Here is an 18,298-nt window from a genome sequence, read left to right on the forward strand (position 1 = left end):
TTAAATTAAGTTTAAATTAAACCTTCACGCACAGCCAATGCTGCTGCTTGTACACGATCATCAACACTAAGTTTGTTAAGAACCATACGCACATAGGATTTGATTGTCCCTAGTGAAAGGTAGAGTTCTTCAGCTATTTCCTGATTCGAGTATCCTTTAGCAATTAACTTGAGAATCTCACGCTCGCGGTTGCTGAGAATAGATTGTTGGAGTGTTTCAGAAGTAGGAGCTTGATGGTTAGAACTAACAGTAGGCTTGAGCATCCGGGCAACTTTCTGAGCGATATGAGGATCTAGATACGCACCACCCTGGAGGATTAATTGAATCACAGCAACAAGCTGTTCCCATTCAATCGTCTTCAGGCAGTAACCATCTGCCCCAGCAGCAAGCATTCCAATCACCTGCGTGTCGTCATCAAAAGCACTCAAGGCAAGAATACGGGTGGCAGTGCGATCGCTCTTAATCCTCTGTGTAGCTGTAATTCCATTCATGGCTGGTAAATCAATATCCATCAAAACTACATCCGGCTGAAGCTCGGCAGCTAATTCAATAGCTTGTGGCCCATCACCAGCCTCACCAACTACACTAAAGCCAGGCTCTAAGGCAAATTGCCCCTTCATACCTCGACGTATCAAAGTATGATCATCAACAAGTAGAATCCGTACTGTTTTCTGTTCTTGCTTCTCAAGCATTACTACTACTCCTCCCGTATCTGCTTTTCATACTTAGATGCAGCCTGAATTTTAGCTATTGGTAGGGTAAACCAGAAGGTACTACCTTCTTTAAGGGTACTTTCGACACCAATCCTACCTCCGTGAGCTTCGACGATTTGACGACATAAGTACAAACCAAGTCCAGATTTGCCACGTCGCCCTCGTCCCTGAATGAAGCGGTGAAATAGGCGTTCTTTATCTTGTGGTGCAATTCCTGAACCATAATCTCGCACAGAAATCCTGACTTGGGTGTTTCCAAAAGATGCTACTTGCAGAAAAATTTCCTTATCCGGTTCACTCACTCTGACAGCATTATCAAGTAGGTTTTGTACAACCCGCCTAATTTCTAATTCATCACCATAGACAATCGGTAATGACTGAGAAATATTATAAACAAGGGTTGGCTCGCATTTAGAAGTAGCTTGTATCTGGGCAATTGCTTTGACAAAAATCCTTTCCCAATTTAAAGGTTCATAGTTCAAGCGAGCGCCGTAACCAGCTTCATATCGAGAAACATCTAAAAGGGCTTCTACAAGCTTGAGAAGATCCTCATTAGCCTGGCGGAATTCTTGAAATACTTCTTTCCACACACAGCTTACAGAACCAAAAGCTCCTTTGAGCATACCGTCTAAAGTAGCGCGGGTTGCAAGCAAGGGGGTACGCAGATCGTGGGAAAGGGCAGAGATCATGTCCTCAAGCTGTTGATTCCGAACCTCAATACGTTGTTGTCGCTCTCTAGCCTGAGCCACCATTTCGTTGAGAACTTCTGTTAGTTGACCAATTTCATCCGGAGAGGAATAGTCAAATCGAATGTCCATTTGACCTTTGCGCCAAACTTCTCCAACTTTTATCAACTTTCGTAAAGGAACTTCAACTCGTTGGTGTAAAAGCCGAATATTTAAGGTAATTCCTGCCACAATAACTACTGTGCAAAAAACATTCACAGCTATATTGATGTAATAAAGTTGCTGCAAACGATGTTTGCGTTCGCCCATCAGTAGCTCTTCGTGCATAAGCAAGATCCTAATCTGAGCGCGCAGAGAATCAAATAAGTTCTTTTCTGTCAAACTATTGGTGCTGGCAGAGTCAGAAAGCGTTCCTTGAGCTAGCTGGCTTTGCCAGCGACTATAAATATTTTTAATTCTGTCGAGTTGTTTAATTTGGGTTGAGTTATTTTGCAGGAGCCAATATAGACGATTGAGACTGCTACAGACGGCTATTTCTTCTTTTTGGTAGGCACCTTGTGAGGCTCTTTGCTCATCTATTACGGCATTCAGCAGACGTTCTGCTTCACGCTCAACTAATAGAGTACGAGTTACTCGGTCGGCTGCATCTTGACTGAGCAATGCTATCCACAAATTTAAACATTGTTGTCCCACTATTAAAGATACCAGTATCAAAAAGCTGGTACATAATGGCGCAAATAAATGTTTTTTTGGAGTCGATGAAGCCAGGCAACGCAGTAACTTAATAGTGAACACTATCTGACAGGTTTCTGAGCTTAATTAAATGAATAACAGATAGATGAGTGACGTATTTATTGTTACAAATCTATCAGCAAATATCAGGTTTTTCACAGCAGTCATCATACTTGTTAATTGATTAACCAGGGTTGCGCATTGGTACATAATACTACACGCAGCCATATTTCTGCTCCAATCATAGCCTTATTTATAAGAAGGCTGCTTGAGATAAGAATCTACAAGCAAAATTTATGAAAAAATTCATAGCGCTAATCATGTAGACAATTGGGAACATTATTACAAAGCTACGTATTTAAGTAAACGTTTACATGACTAGATATTTTTTGGCTATATATCTAAAGTAATAAACTTTAGGCTTTATTTATACATTTCTAGTAAATGAATTGAAGTAAAATATAACACTTAAATTATTAACTTGATTTCTGTAAGTTATTTTGTGAGTTAATGCCTATATTAGAATTACTTCAGCTTGATTAGAGTAATTATTTCAGTATTTATAACAGTAATAGAGGTAAATAAAATTATAATGATTAAAATCAATTTAATCTACTTATGTATTATTAATACATAGTCAAAATAGGTAAATTATTAATCCTTCCTTGGCTCTATGCGATCCTACGTAATCACTTTTGTAAAGATTTGATTTTGCTACTTAAAAACTATAGTGCTTCTGTAAAGATTTGATGTTGTGGCTACAACCCGATTAGCTTCACAATTAAATAACTAAATAAAAATTGCTATTTAGTAAATCAAGCTGGGAAGTGCTAAATTTCAAATCACCGCGATCGCACAAAGATTTAGAGAGAGGATTTAGCAAATTAGCAATGACGAATCGTACATTAGTACTGCTTACTAATTTTTTATTGATGCACAAAAGCTGTGGCAGTTACTGAAGTGATTACATAGATGAAAAATAGACACGGCAGCCGCTTTGAATGCAAAAAGTGTAGCGATTGAAGCCTCTTAGCTATAAACTGCCGTTCTAGAAAAGGGGTAATAGTTTGAGAATGAGCAATTCACAGTCATTAACTAGACTGATCTTGTAAAATCCGACGCTTTTGATTTGCCCCTGTACTTTTTAAAGCAATAGACTCGATGGAGTTATAAAAAGACTCAGGTAATAGTACAAGAAGATATGCCGCAGCTAAAGTTAAAAGAGTGCGGCGTGGCTCCTCAATTAAAATACGCCAATTAGTTGCCAAAGCTTGGTTCATCATTTTTACAGCCATAGAACCATCTTGCAAACGCACTGCCCTGCGAGCCAAATAACGCATTATATAGGCTCTAGCTAATGGTTCCCATTTATCAACTATTTCTGGGGCATAAGAGCGTGTCTTTTGCATAACTTTTTCCCAAAAATCGAACTGCTTAAGCATATTCGATGACAGTCCGCCCGAATTTACCCGATATAAAGTTAAAGCTTCAGGAATGCCCTCCATCTGCCAATTTGTTTGAATTCCGATCCGAATCCAACATTCAATGTCTTCACATTGGCGGAAACTTTCATCAAAGTAAAAATCTTCTAAACAACCATAGATGTTATCTTGGTATTTTATATCTTCAAAAACTTCCTTTCTAATCACCGGAGCAGAGCCATTACCAATAGGATTGCGGCAAAGTAAGTGGGGTACGGTAATACCTTTTAGCTTAGGCATTTGATATGTCCCCAGAGGTTCTCCAGCCTCATTGACAAAGGCAGAACGGCTAAAGCTAATACCGACATTTGGTAGCTTTTCTAAATGAGCAACGTGTTTTTCTAGCTTTTCTGGCACCCACAAATCATCTCCGTCCAAAAAGGCTAAATATTCCCCTTGAGCGTGTCTAATTCCAGTATTTCTAGCTCCAGCTAGTCCTCGATTTCCCTGACGAATAATTTTAATTCTCGGATCTGTAAATTGCTCACAAATCTCTACACTTCTGTCAGGCGAGGCGTCATCAATAATGAGAAGCTCGAAATTTTTATAGGTCTGATCGAGAACAGATTGGACTGTAGCAGCTATGTACTTCTCGACTCCATAAACTGGAACAATTACAGAAACTTTTTTCATTATTTTAACGACTAAGCTTTAATTGAGGATGACTTTAATTTTTAGTCACAACTTTAGCTGTACTATGAGTAGGGTAATTATTAATATATTTATGGAGATACTACCTGTAGGCTATGATCGCAACTTTTACTGATAGCATCCTAGAGAGTTAAAAATTATCCACTTGGCTATCCACTAAGTAGTGGTGTACATAGAGCGCCAAAAATACGAATATATTTCAAAAACAGTCTCTACTAGCCTTAAGTACAGGACAAAGAGTTTTAGAGTACATACTTAGCAGCAATGAAATCGCCAATCTTGAAATAACCGAAGACTGACTGCTCAATCTATTATCTAAAGCCACTATATCAAAACTGTCTTACCAGCAGATTTTGGAGCGAAAACTGTTTTGCAATATACCTTACTAAGTTCAGTGGGATGATCGCTATGCTCAAAAAACAACTAAAAAAAATTAAAGTGCTCAGAGAGTTAAATCGTGTACTTTACAGAATGGGCATTAAAGCTAAACTTCGTAAACCTTTAATAGATATTTTATTAAAATCAAAAAGACTAAAAGAATTGAATCGTAGAGATTTAATAATAAGAGCAGATAATTGCTATGAGTATCATTCTCCAGAAACTTTAAACTTAGTGAAGGCATATTACTTAGAAGACACACCTTCTAATGTAAAAGAAGAGTTAAAACCTCAAAAAGATAAGATATCAAGCTCTTATGTTTTTGAAATTAATAACATCTATTTGATAGGAAAATATACTGTTGGTTTAACTGAGCAGGGAGAATTTATAAGAGAAACTAGTGTTCCTTATTATAGTAACAATGTATATTGGCATACAGCAGATAGTCTTTCTTTAAGAGCATTAACATCATATTATTTTTCAAAATCATCTAAAGAGTTGCCTGTTGCCTGTTCTTTAATCAACAGTTGGAATCATAATAACTACTATCAGTGGATGATAAATACATTAACTAAATTGGAAGGAATAAAATATTATGAAAATAAGACAGGTTTAAAAGTTCCTCTAATTATTCATAATCAACCAAATAAATGGCAGATAGAATCACTCAAATATTTAGGATATCAAGAAGAAGATTTTATCTTTTGGAGAAATCAAAAGACATTAGTAAGAAATCTCATCGTACCTAGCTTCCGAAACCTATATCTAGATGAGAATATATACAGTGGATATACTTCTCCTCAAGGTTTAACATGGTTGGCAGAAGAACTAAAACGATATGTTCGTAAAAATTACACTTCAATTACAGATGTACATCCCTATGTTTATGTTTCTCGAAGAAAAGCAGTAGGCAGGCGGATATTAAATGAATCTGAAGTAGCCGAGTGTCTACAGTCTTATAATTTTAGGAGTTATGTACTAGAAGAGTTAAATTTAGCTGAACAAATAAACTTGTTTTCTCAAGCAAAATTTGTCATTGCGCCACATGGAGCAGGATTAAGTAATATTATATTTAGTACAAATTCTAAAGTAATTGAAATCTGCGGTGAAACCCCACCAACCCTTAACTTTGCAGGAATAGCTAGAACTTTAGGATTCCAGTACGGTTGTTTAACAAATCCTAATAATAGTAATTTGAGTAAAAACGATGGAAATATCCAAGTTGATATCAAAAGGTTGAGTACTATGATAGATATGTTAATTTAATCTTAAATACAAGAGGTAGATTTGCGATTATTATTACCTAGAAAATTATTTTCTAGGTAATGATTGACTTTATACAAAATTTTGTTTGTCACAGTTACCTATGACTTTAATCTTGTTAATGTAAGGCTAGAGTTTTTTCTGAAAATATTTCTAATAGCCCAGACACTAAAAATAGAATTAACTAGTAACTGACAAATTAGTACAGCTGCGGCTACCCATATTATTCCAAATTTAACCGCTATTAACAAAGCTATAGTAAATAATTCAGTATAAATAAAGCTGTAGTAAAGATTGATTTGAGTTTTACCTACGGCATTTAGTAACTGACTGGCAGTATTGTAAAGGGGAAGTGCCAGAGCTGAAAGACAAATAAGTATCAAAATTGGCACAGCCGATACCCATTTTTGACCAAAAACAATCGGTACATAAAAGGGAGCTAAACTTGACTGCAAAAGAATCAGCGGAACTACAACAGTAGAAGTTGATTTAAGACTACTAAAATATCTCTGTTTGAGCTGCTCAAAGTTCCCACGGACTTCGCAAAGATGAGGGAACAAAGCAGCAGTGCATGCATTTACCACATTTTGACTAATTCCTAATCCAGCATTGAAAGCGAAATAATAAATTCCTAGTGCATCAAGTCCTAGAAAACGACCAATGATTAAGTAGTCTATATTAGATCTGAGTCTACCTAGTAATTCAACGCCAAGTATATCTTTACCAAAATCAATAATTTCACGCCACTTCTCAAGCTTAAAAGACTTTGGAGGCCGCCAAGAATTATTTTTAAGCATAACTACTATCCATACTGGAGTGCTTAAAACAATTGGTATAACTACAGCCCACATTCCTAATCCCATTACAGCTAGAGCAATTGTCAAAATGTTGCCAATCAACGACTGAATGACATTGCATAATGCTGCTATCTTGAGTCGATTCTCTCGCTCAATTAATGCGCTTTGAACCAGAAAAACTGGTAACATCAAGTAAAATAAAGCGCTAAAACAAATAGGTAAAATAATTTGTTGATCCTTATAAAACCAAGCAATTGGAAAGGCAGCAATACATTGGATAACAAAAAGAGAACCACACAAAATCCAATTCAACCAATATGATGTATCACAAATTGTTGGTAAATCTTTTTGATTAGCTTGAATTATCTTAGGCCCAATTCCAGAACGAAGAGCAAAAACTTTTGCGAATTCATTGGAAGTCATTACGATCGCTACCAATCCATAATCATGGGGACTAAATGTACGAGCTAAAGTAAAAGTTGTCCCCAAGCGAAAGATACGATTGGCTAGCTCTGCTCCGCCTAGCCAACCAACATTACGAATAAATTGATTGCTTAATTTTTGTCTTAACTTATTGATCAGCATTCGATTACCTGATAAAGGATAAATTTAAAATTACTTCAACTACTCAAGATGAGGAAATTAGAAGAAACGAAAAATATCTGTAAAATTCATTGAATCATTAGGCCTTTATCAAGGAAACTTTATGAATTGGAAATAATTCTTGAATTCGACATATTAAACTAAAATAGTCAATATCAATATAATTAATTTTGGTATTGATAAGATTACTTTTTATAACGATTAACGTATCTTGTACAGTCTATCATCAAAGTTGCTTGATTTAACAACAATATTTTCTGGAAACTACAAAGATGCGTTAAAGACATTTTAAATTTAATCAAAAGATTTCAAATGAATTAATATAGCCCTTTCCCAACTACTCTGATAGTGAAAAAGATTTGTAAAACAGAGCTGAAAAACAATTACCTATAGGTTTATTAGAAATTTAGGGACGTATTAAAGGTTTAAGACCAAGAGCTTGCATAATTTCTTGATCGCGTAAATTTAAGCGGAACCATTGATTCCAACCAATATTATAAGATTCTAAGATTTGTCTAACATCTCTTAAATAGCGAAGCATCGAATCTCTGGGAACACTTGCCGTTTGTATGACTCCAAATTCATTACATATAACAGGAACACCATTAGATTTTGCCCATTTTGCCACTAACGACAACTCATTTACTAACTTAACTTTATTCCATTGTTCCTTACCATAATTTTCTACTCCCCATCTAGCTTGGGGATCTCCAATTTTATTTAATAAAGGTGCAACTGCTTTTGGATTAGAAGGGTAAGGGATTCCTTTCATATATTTCAAAGCTTCCCATCCCCAGGTAGCTCCTTGATGTGTAAAAACAAATGGTTCATAAAAGTGAAAGTTATATACTACATTTTTATCTTTGACAATTTCAGTTTTGAGAAGAGCTCGAAGGTTATTCCAATGTCTTTTAGTCACTCTTAAGTTAGAACTTGCAATAATTGTATGCTTTGGTGCGTATGAACGGATTGTTGAAATTAGTCGAGGTTGAATTTGATTCCAAACATGAGGTGTTTCTGCTGAAGGTTCGTTTAAGACTTCCAAAAATACTTTTTCTGGATTGGTGTTGTTAAAGTGAGTAGCGAAAGCTTTGAAGAAAGCTAAATACTTTGTAACGGCAGCAGGATTTGAATACAATTCTTCTGGAGCATCAAAAGGACACACAGTAATTCCTAGTCCTACTTTCATGTGCATTTGAACAATTGTGTCCAAAGCAGTAAGGTATTCTTTCTTTAATACATTAGGATTTTTATCATCAAAAAAATTAGATAAAACAATAGGTAGCCTCGTGTAAGTCAAACCTAAACGTTTATATTGCAATAAAGTTGTATATAGATTGTCTTGTCCCTGTGCAAATTCAACTACCCGTCGGCGTCCAAGATTGAAACCTTTAGATAGCGTCCTTAAGCGGTTAGGTTTAACTATAGATTTAGGATGATTAGTTGCTTTTACAAGAGTGCATTTGGGAGCTGTAAGTCCACAGCAGAGGGAGAGAAGTCCCAATCGTAGAAACTTAGAGCGCGATAAAGTACTCATAGAGGTATTTTTATAATTTTAGAAAATAAATCATGTATTTGTTTTTTGTAAAAAGTTACAAACTAACTATAATTATTAACTTATTTTTAAAAAAAATTAATTTTACTGCGTAATAATATGAAATTTATTTAAATGAATAATAAATTAAACTCTTTCTTTTAGGGCAATACCCATTAAAACTAAACCAGGCCAATAAATATATGATAAACCTTCTATTTTTTCACCAAAAGTAAATAGAAATATGACTAACAATATACTTAATCCTGTTTTAGCAGTTTCATTTTTATAGGTTTTACTGAGTAAATCAAAAAAGCTCCATAACAATGGAAATGCCAGAGCAATCAAACCTACTATACCTTTCTCAAAGAGAATACCGAACCAGGTATGGTGAGTTCCTATAGGCATGAATGCTACAACTCTTGGTCCTCTCGGCTCTATAATTCCATGACCCCAAATAGGTGCCTCACTCCAGCGATCAAGGGCTATGCGAGCCAATGTTTCCCTAACTCTTGAAGAACTTGCCCTAGCTTTAGAAAATTGTTCTTGAAAAGTTTCAAGAACACCTATGATTAAAGGAGCAAATATACCTGCAAATACACTTAGTATTCCTGCTGCAAATTGTACTCCAGGTCTGGCAAGGTTTACGAGTAACAAAGTAATTAATGGAACGATAACAATACATAGTAAAGATAATCGTGAAAAAGAGCCTAAAATCATAGCAATCGAAGCAATCATGCCAATCAACCGCCATTTTTTATTAGACTCTTGACAAGCAAGTAAAAAGTAAATATTGGCTACCATCCCCAAGCCAGGAGCCCAAGGTGCAAATAATGATAAACGAACTTGATTGGTTTCTTGCTCAAAACCGTAAAGCCTCACTTGGTAGAATAATTCGCCGTTACCTCCTATTAAGCGTAAAGGAGAATCATATAAAAGGTCAGGCAGACGTAAGGTATATGCCAAATAGCAAATAGGAATAAATATTAAACTTTGTAGGCAAATAATACAGACAGCACGATAAATTAGTTTTGGTCTGATATTAAGGCAACCTATTAAAGGATATAGAGCCATTAAAGCCCACGATCTGGCCCAATTAATAGATGAGGTGATTATCTTTGCTAATCCTAAATTAAAGTCTATATGACCAATAATTAGGGCCACCTCCATAACAAGCATGGAAACGATCCATACCCATACTGTAAAAGGAATTGTGACTTTTTCGTCAGGTGGTGTATTTTCTGTTTGACTCCAAAGCTTTTTGCCAAGGTAGAATACGAGGAACCAGGCAATTAAAGGCATGAAAACATACTGTGCTCCCAGGAAATAAAAGACGTAAATTCCTACGAGGGAGTACCAAACTACTTTTTCTTCTAAGTTTTGAGGTTTCATCCGAATCAGGATTTAGAAGTTTTCAGTTTTGCTAAAACTATTAATGTTTTCTAAGCCTTGCTTTAATTAAGCTAATTTTTCTTGGGTTGCAATCACTGCCAGGTCATTCATGTCATTTTTCAACACGGGTGTAATATAACTCATTATGGAAAGCTCTACGTTTGCGATCGCGTAACCAGAGCAATACTATACCTGTAGTTAGAAAAAGAGAGCCAACAGCCGCACCCAAAAATGCGTATGTTTTATTGGGCTGACTAGGACTACCAGGTAAGCTTGGTTCTTGCAGCATTTGAATAAGTGGATAAGAACCAAAAGCATTCGACTTACCAATATCCAGTCTAGTTAAAGTAGAAGAAAAAACTGCTTCGGCAACTTGCAGATCTCGCTTGAGAGCATCCAAAGTAGTTTGCTGCTGTGCCAGATTTTTCAGCCTATTCTCAAGTTCAGCAATTTGCTGATCTATTGTCTGAGCTTGTGCTGTGAGTCCTTTTTGCTCTGACTGAACTGTAACCAACTCTTGATAGAGAGCTTCGCGAGGCGTACCATTGGAACTGTTACTACTTACATTTAATTGCTTGATTAAACTTTCCAAGCTGACAGGACGCCCTACAAGGGTTTGGCCTCTGGCTAGTAATGCTTGTTGAGCTGCATCTCGTTTGGCTCGCTCTGCAACAACCGTAGGATGATCGGACAAAAATTTTGACTCTAAAACAACTAAAGCAGCACTAGCATCACTATAATTTTTTAGATTCTGCTGAAATATCTGATCTGTTTGAAGACTAAAAGCATCAGATGCTTGTTCAGAAGAAACTTTCAAATTAGTCGATAACTGTCTGAAGCGAGCAGTAGTTTGCTGCTGTTGAGCCACTATTTCAGCTCTTTGTCTCCTTAGCTGCTCTATGTTGCTTGTTAAGTCGCTAATTTGAGCCTCAGAATTTAATCCTGAGCGTGCCTTGTAGTTAGAAAGACGCTGTTGTGACACTTGCAGCTTCTGCTGTGCTGAATTTAGAGCTCTTTGAAAACCTACCTCTTTTTTCAAAACTTCTTGCTGTCTAAATTCATTCAGCTTATCTTCAAAGGCTTTGTAAAAAGCTATGGATTTCTGTTGAGCTTCCTGAGGAGTTGCACCTTTAAACTCAATAGTCATAACAGTAGTATTATCTACTACTTTGACACGTGGCTCTCCAAACTCTTGTGTAGACATATTGAGTTGAGCAGCCGCAGACTTCAGCACAGGCTCACTCAAAGCAATGAACTTATAGTTTTCTCTTGGATCTTGAGTAGCACTAAAGGTGTACGGAGACGAATTTTCATAAGAAGCTTGGCCAATGCCTGGTAGGTTAACACTGGCATTAGAGCCTCCTCCAGGGAGGTTAATAGTCGAAGAACTACTGTAAGTTGGAGGCGTGAGCTTTATATACAGTAAAGCTAGTACCCAAAGGGCTAAATTTGCTGCTATGCCTAGAAGTAAGTAGTTTTGCCAACGCCCTTGGTTCGCTGTTGATTTGCCAGGGTATGCAGAGACCTCTATATACTTAGTCATTCAAAATCCTTCTAAATTCGGGAACCAGCGGAGTTCTAGAGCCTAAGTGCTGTTGTGCTATTGCCTCTATATACTATACTTCCAAACTTACGCTTTGGTAGTTTTAAGACTTTGACTCAGCAAGTCTTCATGAAATTATTAAGCTCTAACTACAACAGAAAATACTATCTGATGGTTACGATCACGCTAGTGCAGACATCATCCTTTGAAGAGGTAAAACTATCCTCTAGGCTATCCATATGGATATATTTTATCTCCAATTTTTACTACTTAGAATATTAAAGATTATTTTATACATTAACTAGAGCGAAGTATATAAGTCTAAATATAGTGCCAAGCCTACATAAACTAGAATAAGTTATTTAATGTCTAAGATCTAATTGGATATCAATATAGTAATAAAATATACCATAATTGCAAAACAATCGGAGATTGAAAACTCAATCCCTAACTCCAAAGTGATTGGAACTTTATGCACAAATTATCTCATTTGTCAAATTTATGAATTTATTTAATTTGGTTTAGTGCAGTGTTAGAGAAACTACATTAAGTGCTTATTCTTATAATTAAAGGACAGACTTTACCTTATCTTTATAAAATATTTGTTAAGAAAAAGTTTAAACCGCAGTGGCAATTTGTTTGAAAAGACCCCTAAGCCGCTTTCATGCCAAAATCTAAGTTGTCCAAATATGGACTCTAATAGATTGAAAATTAGTTAAATGCTCTCAATGAGATTAAAGATTAATTAAAGTACTTTTCATAAAAGAGCCAGTTATGACAGGATTTACTCTTATATGTCTAATGTGGATATACCTTAAATTAGTTAAACTTTATTATTTGATTTTATTTTTCACTTTATGTTTTACAAAATCCGTACTAAAGTAGCGGGCTTGCTTTCTGAATGTTTTTACAGATTTTCTCTGCTGACACATAGTAGAAAACTGCCTCCAGTTTGTTCAAGCGATCGCCTCATTATCAATGAACTGAAAAAAGAAGGTGCGCACATCACATCATTGCAGGAATTGGGTCTGCCCTCCACACCCGATATGCTGAATGCATCCAAGAAGTATCTAGAAATGATGTCAGCAGCGATCGTTGAATCGTCAGAAAAAACTGAACCACAGATCTGCACAGTCACAAATCTGGTAGAATTTTCTAGATGGGCTGTCGAAAAGAGACTGCTTCAGATTGCAGAAAACTATATTGGGTTGCCGATAAAATTTCAAGGTGTTCATCTGCGTAGGGACTTTCCTAGTACAGAACACTGTGGCATCCAAAGATGGCATTGGGATATAGAAGATCGCCGTGTAGTAAAGATTATTGTCTACTTAAATGATGTAGACGAAAAAACAGGTCCATTTGAGTACATTTCCAAGTCTTTAACTTCTCGTTGGTTTGGGCAGAGATGGAGAATTAACCGTACTGCCAAAAGATCCAGCATATTTGGGATTGCGGATGAGGAATTGACATCAATAATTCCAAAACCAGCTTGGCGAAAGTGTTTAGGAGCAGCAGGCACAGTCATATTTGTAGATGCAGCCAATGTTCTCCATCACGGTACGCTGCGCTCAGAAGAACGTTCAGCTTTGTTCTTCGTATACACAGCCGCATCCCCCAAGCGACCAGCAGAGTGTACACAATACAGTGACAATACCTACCCTAGTCCAGATGAATTGGTTGCTAATTATATACCCAAGCCTGCTTACGCAGATTTGTAAATGACAAAGTTACTGACTTTAGTCTTAGTTTTACTTTAGGTATACAAGTCTAAAAGCCAATTCAGAAGTGCTAGCTGTAGACAAATCACCTGGTAAAAGATGCTTAAGCGCAGCTTACTACAGGTGACGACTTTTTATGTTCCCATTTCATCTAGCGCACAAGTAATCAGGAGAAGTGTATCCTATGCCTAAAGTTTCTGTGGTAATGACAGCCTACAATGCAATGGCCTATCTGCCACAAACAATGGAAACCTTGCTATGGCAAAGTTTTACTGATTTTGAATTAGTATTAGTTAACAATGGTAGTACAGATAATATTGTAGAGTGGGTGACCCAATTAAGTGAACCACGAATAAAACTGATTTCTCAAGAAAATCGAGGTATTCCTGGGGGATTGAATAGAGGCATTGCTCATGCTCAAGGCGAGTATATCACCTTTCTGGATGCTGATGATTTGTGGGATCCTACCAAATTGGAAAAACAAGTAAAGATTTTGGATGAAAATCCAGAGGTAGGTCTGGTTTATAACTGGGTGACTTTGATTGATGAACACTCTAAGGATATAGGAGGATTAATCCACAGGCACAGTATCGTCAAGTTTAAAGCGGAAGGCGATGTGCGTAAACAACTGCTAGAGCAAGATATTATTGGATGCGGCAGTTCGGCAATGGTTCGCCGTGTATGTTTTGAAGAAGTAGGAGTATTCGATCCAAGTTTCACGATCGCCGCAGACTGGGATATGTGGGTTCGGATTGGTTTACACTACCCCTTCAAGGTAATTAAAGAACCACTAACTTACTACCGCAAGCATTCTAGAAGTATGACTTCAAACTGGCAGGCGGCAATGCGAGATTGTGGTGTCGCGATCGAAAAAATTTTTTCCTATGTCTCGCCAGAATTGCAATACTTGAAAAATCACAGCTATGGCCGACTCTATTTCTACCATGCTCAACAGCGAGTCAGAAGCTTAGAAAGGGACTATTGTGAGGCAAGCCGTTTATATAAGAAGGCAGTTAGTTACTATCCTCGACTAGCTTATTGTTGGTCGTCTATGCGGTTAAACCTTACTATCAACTTACTGAAGTTACTTGGCGCACATCGGTATGACAGATTAATTAAACTATTGCGTTTATTAGTATCCCATACCAAGAAAAAATTAATGAGAATAACTGTTTTGCTTAGTGGGAATGAAAAAGCTCTAACCAATGAAATAGTCAAGTAATTTCTATAAGCTATGACTAGCAAAAATTTCAGTGAGGTGAAAGTCAGCCCAACCAGTTCATTGTTTGACTAGGTATTAAGTATAAATTTGTTTGCGATCGCACTCATCACTAGAAAGGTACCAGGACGCTTGAAGCATAATTTATTGCATTTGGCAGGGTGTGATCTCAAAATCCTCAATATTGATCGGGATTAATAGCGAGTTGTTTGCTCAGACCAAGCAATTATTAATACAAGTATTAGACAATTTGTGATTTCAACCGTCTTATTCTCTCGAATTGAAGGAGAATGTAGTAGTAATAAATTTTCTCAACCTGGTCAAAAAACTGTAGAGATAAGTTCGCACCTCTACACAAAAATGAATAGCTATTTATGCCTAGTACTAATTGGACTCGTCACCACATTCTTTCTTTAGCTGATTTCACTCTAGCGGAGTATGATACCGTGTTGCAAACTGCCGCTAGTTTTCAGGAGGTACTATCACGGCGGACTAAAAAAGTGCCAACTTTACAGGGACAGGTAGTGGCGAACTTGTTTTTTGAGCCATCAACCCGTACTCGCAGCAGCTTTGAACTTGCTGCCAAACGCCTCTCAGCAGATACCCTCAACTTTGCCAGCGCCACTTCTTCAATGACTAAAGGAGAAACTATTCTCGATACAGCCAAGACCTATTTAGCTATGGGAACTGATATCATGGTCGTTCGCCATAAAGAGGCAGGAGTACCTAATGCGATCGCTCAAGAAATGGATCGTCTTGGCGTAAAAGTTAGCGTCCTCAATGCCGGAGACGGTCAACATGAGCATCCTTCCCAAGCGCTGTTAGACTTATTTACAATCTGTACTCTCCTTGATCCAAATCATCCGCGCCTTGAACTTCTCAAAAATAAAAAAATTGCTATAGTTGGTGATATTCTACATTCGCGAGTAGCTAGGTCAAATATTTGGAGTTTAACTGCAACTGGTGCCGAATTGCATCTAGCAGCACCACCTACATTATTACCCAAATTATTCGCAGATTACGGAAAAAATAGACTAGGTAAGCTATTTCTCCATTGGCAATTGGAGCCTGCTTTACAAGATGCTGACTTTGTGATGACTCTGCGCCTGCAAAAAGAACGCATGAGTGCAAATTTATTACCTTCTTTGCGAGAATACCATCAAATGTTTGGAATTACACGTTCAAAACTACAACTGTGTAAGCCTAACGTCAAAGTTTTGCATCCAGGCCCAGTCAACCGTGGTGTCGAAATTAGCTCAGATTTAATGGATGACCCCGAATTTAGTCTTATTCAAACACAAGTTACTAGCGGTGTTGCCGTACGTATGGCACTGCTGTATTTAATTGGTAGTGGCAAGGTAACTTAAAACAAATAAAGACAAAAAGGAACCTCCTGCCTTTCCTCACCTGAGTTGGAATGTCAAAAATGTGAGTATTGACATTTCTATTATTTCCATTATTCTAGAAATATGGAATATATAGAAACGGCTCGTTATGCAGACATCTTTGCTGCATTAGGATCGGAGCCAAGACTAGAAATTATGCGGCTGCTGTTTGCAGCTTATCCAGAGGGGATGACTGTAGGCGAGATTCACCAAAAGCTAAAAATTCCGAACTCAACCTTATCGCATCATTTGGAGAAGTTGCGAATTGAGGGTTTAGTTAATAGTCGAAAAGATAAGCAATTTCTGTGGTATTCAGCCAACGCTGAGATTATGGAAGACTTACTGTCTTTTCTTTATACTGGGAAATCTCGAAGCGATCACGCCCTAACAGCAGTCAACAATGCATCGATGCAGGAAGGGTTTATGTTTGAAAGATTTTTTGAGTCTATTTTTGAAAGAATTTTTGGATTTGTCTCGGACAGATTCCACCTTAACGGTTTTGAAAGATTCACTCAAAAAGCTGTTACTGTCATCAATATTGCCCAAGATGAATCTCGGCGCTTGGGACATACGTATATTGGCACTGAACAAATTTTGGTAGGACTAGTTGGTGAAGGCAGTGGATTTGCATCACAGTTTCTCTCCTCTGTAGGATTGAACTTGGAAACAGTCAAGATGGAGGAAGAAAAAATTGTTGGCAGAGGGAGAGGATTAACGCCTGTGGATATGCCCTTCACACCCAGAGCCAAGCGGGTGTTAGAGCTAGCAGTAGAAGAGTCACAACAACTAGGCGTCAATTATATTGGTACAGAACATCTGCTGTTAGGCATTCTTAAAGAAGGAGCTAAAGGTACAGCAGGGGGAGCAGCAATTAGGATTTTGCAAAACCTAGGTGTAGATTTGGTTGCTTTTGAACAACGCCTGCGAAGAGCATTAACTTAACTAAAAAGGTAGCTGATGCATAGTCATAACCCACCATTATTGTCACATATAATACTTCTACTTGAGTTATGAAAATCAAGAGGCTCAAATCCCCGACTTCTTTAACAAGTCGGGGATCTAGTTGTTCGCGAATGATTTTGGACTGCTATGTTTGATGATCTATCAAAAACGATTCCAAAGAAAGATTTTTAATAATTACCTCAGACAGATATTTATTTTGGCGTTTTAATTCAAATATTATTTTTGCTTTGAGAGTTTCATTGACGAACTGATGAATATTATCTACCTCATCTAACTAAAGTAAGAATAAATAACTTAATTTAAGCTTCTCATTCTTACCATTTAATTCCTTCAATTGTTAGATGTCTCATTTCAAAATTAGAGGAATAATATTAATAAATTGAATAATTAAGATTTACTTGAAGTTATTGGGTTTAATTGCAGACTTTAGAACCATTAATCAAAATTAATGAGTAAAGGCTAAGTCTAATTATCATAACCTGATTCAAGAGCTTACAGATATGGGAGGAAAAACTATGAAGATTAGAATTTTGACTGCAACGGCTTTATTAAGTACAATATCTTTCTTTGTCTCCACTCCTGTAAAAGCAGAAAATTCCGTTAATAATGTTCGGCGCTTACTAGAAACTAGAGCATGTTACAGATGTAATTTAAAAGGTGCGAATCTTAGCGGTGCTCACTTAATTGGCGCAGACTTGCGAAATGCTAATTTAAAGGGTGCAAATTTGGAAGGTGCAAACCTAGAAGGCGCAGATTTAACTGGTGCAAATTTGGAATCTGCTAATTTATCACAAACTTTTGCTAGTGGCACTACATTTAATAACGCTAATCTCAGTAATGCTGATTTAAGTAATGCTCATTTATATAACGCTCAAGTAGATGGAGCTATTATGATTGACACAAATATCAGTGGAGCAAATGGTTTTAATTTTATTCTTGGTGTCGGAGGCGAGGAATAAAATCTATAGGATAATAGTTAGAAGTTATAAGAAGCAATTTTAAATATTCTAATTTCTAACTTCTAATTTTCCTTAATTTATTAAACTAGAAATTTAGATAGATTATTGTAGATATTTACTCAATCTATATTTCTATGAGAATAACTGGCTTGAGGACTTTAGAGAAAATGAAGAGCAAATTTTGCTATCTATAAGATAAGATTTAATATTTTTGCTATTTTACTAAATTGGGATAATAAATATTATTTGATTATATTTATATTTTCTTAGAGATGTGTCAT

12 protein-coding genes and 2 pseudogenes are annotated in these 18,298 nt (G+C 36.7%); 7 read left to right on the forward strand and 7 right to left on the reverse strand.

From position 1 onward, the window contains the following. Positions 1 to 11 precede the first annotated feature (11 nt). The 3 genes from QUB80_RS02565 to QUB80_RS02575 all read right to left on the reverse strand — a co-directional run bounded on the left by QUB80_RS02565 (position 12) and on the right by QUB80_RS02575 (position 4,245). The gene (locus QUB80_RS02565; protein ID WP_289787917.1) at positions 12 to 692 is read right to left on the reverse strand and encodes a response regulator; all 681 of its coding nucleotides are present in this window, start codon (positions 690 to 692) and stop codon (positions 12 to 14) included. A 5-nt stretch (positions 693 to 697) separates the two neighbouring features. Further along, the gene (locus tag QUB80_RS02570) at positions 698 to 2,092 is read right to left on the reverse strand and encodes an ATP-binding protein (protein ID WP_289787918.1); all 1,395 of its coding nucleotides are present in this window, start codon (positions 2,090 to 2,092) and stop codon (positions 698 to 700) included. 1,130 nt (positions 2,093 to 3,222) lie between these two features. Next, complete coding sequence (locus QUB80_RS02575; protein ID WP_289787919.1) at positions 3,223 to 4,245, reverse strand: glycosyltransferase family 2 protein; 1,023 nt, start codon at positions 4,243 to 4,245, stop codon at positions 3,223 to 3,225. 426 nt (positions 4,246 to 4,671) lie between these two features. Between QUB80_RS02575 and QUB80_RS02580 the strand changes: the two genes are divergently transcribed. Continuing rightward, a complete protein-coding gene (locus tag QUB80_RS02580) occupies positions 4,672 to 5,907 on the forward strand; it encodes a glycosyltransferase family 61 protein (protein ID WP_289787920.1) in 1,236 nt (411 codons plus the stop codon). Between the two features lie 98 nt (positions 5,908 to 6,005). Here QUB80_RS02580 and QUB80_RS02585 read toward each other — a convergent pair whose 3' ends face one another. The 4 genes from QUB80_RS02585 to QUB80_RS02600 form a co-directional block, all read right to left on the reverse strand. Further along, entirely contained in the window at positions 6,006 to 7,286 is a 1,281-nt protein-coding gene (locus QUB80_RS02585; protein WP_289787921.1) for a lipopolysaccharide biosynthesis protein, read from the reverse strand. A gap of 424 nt (positions 7,287 to 7,710) precedes the next feature. Further along, on the reverse strand, positions 7,711 to 8,841 hold the full coding sequence (locus QUB80_RS02590) for a glycoside hydrolase family 5 protein (protein ID WP_289787922.1): 1,131 nt from the start codon (positions 8,839 to 8,841) through the stop codon (positions 7,711 to 7,713). Between the two features lie 144 nt (positions 8,842 to 8,985). Beyond that, complete coding sequence (locus tag QUB80_RS02595) at positions 8,986 to 10,230, reverse strand: O-antigen ligase family protein (protein ID WP_289787923.1); 1,245 nt, start codon at positions 10,228 to 10,230, stop codon at positions 8,986 to 8,988. 112 nt (positions 10,231 to 10,342) lie between these two features. Next, positions 10,343 to 11,773, reverse strand: coding sequence for a GumC family protein (locus tag QUB80_RS02600; RefSeq protein WP_289787924.1), 1,431 nt, complete (start codon positions 11,771 to 11,773; stop codon positions 10,343 to 10,345). Between the two features lie 857 nt (positions 11,774 to 12,630). Between QUB80_RS02600 and QUB80_RS02605 the strand changes: the two genes are divergently transcribed. From QUB80_RS02605 to QUB80_RS02630, 6 genes and pseudogenes are all read left to right on the forward strand, one after another. Next, positions 12,631 to 13,491, forward strand: coding sequence for a phytanoyl-CoA dioxygenase family protein (locus tag QUB80_RS02605; protein WP_289787925.1), 861 nt, complete (start codon positions 12,631 to 12,633; stop codon positions 13,489 to 13,491). A gap of 184 nt (positions 13,492 to 13,675) precedes the next feature. Beyond that, positions 13,676 to 14,713, forward strand: coding sequence for a glycosyltransferase family 2 protein (locus QUB80_RS02610; RefSeq protein ID WP_289787926.1), 1,038 nt, complete (start codon positions 13,676 to 13,678; stop codon positions 14,711 to 14,713). Between the two features lie 371 nt (positions 14,714 to 15,084). Then, complete coding sequence (locus QUB80_RS02615) at positions 15,085 to 16,077, forward strand: aspartate carbamoyltransferase catalytic subunit (RefSeq protein WP_289787927.1); 993 nt, start codon at positions 15,085 to 15,087, stop codon at positions 16,075 to 16,077. A gap of 102 nt (positions 16,078 to 16,179) precedes the next feature. After that, positions 16,180 to 16,425 (forward strand): annotated as a pseudogene (locus tag QUB80_RS02620) (ArsR/SmtB family transcription factor); the annotation flags it as partial. A 129-nt stretch (positions 16,426 to 16,554) separates the two neighbouring features. After that, positions 16,555 to 17,031: pseudogene (locus tag QUB80_RS02625) on the forward strand (Clp protease N-terminal domain-containing protein); the annotation flags it as partial. A 542-nt stretch (positions 17,032 to 17,573) separates the two neighbouring features. Beyond that, positions 17,574 to 18,017: a pentapeptide repeat-containing protein gene (locus QUB80_RS02630; protein WP_289787928.1), complete on the forward strand. Its 444-nt coding sequence runs from the start codon at positions 17,574 to 17,576 to the stop codon at positions 18,015 to 18,017. The last annotated feature ends 281 nt before the right edge of the window (positions 18,018 to 18,298 follow it).

This window comes from Chlorogloeopsis sp. ULAP01, from assembly GCF_030381805.1.
Lineage (GTDB): Bacteria > Cyanobacteriota > Cyanobacteriia > Cyanobacteriales > Nostocaceae > Chlorogloeopsis.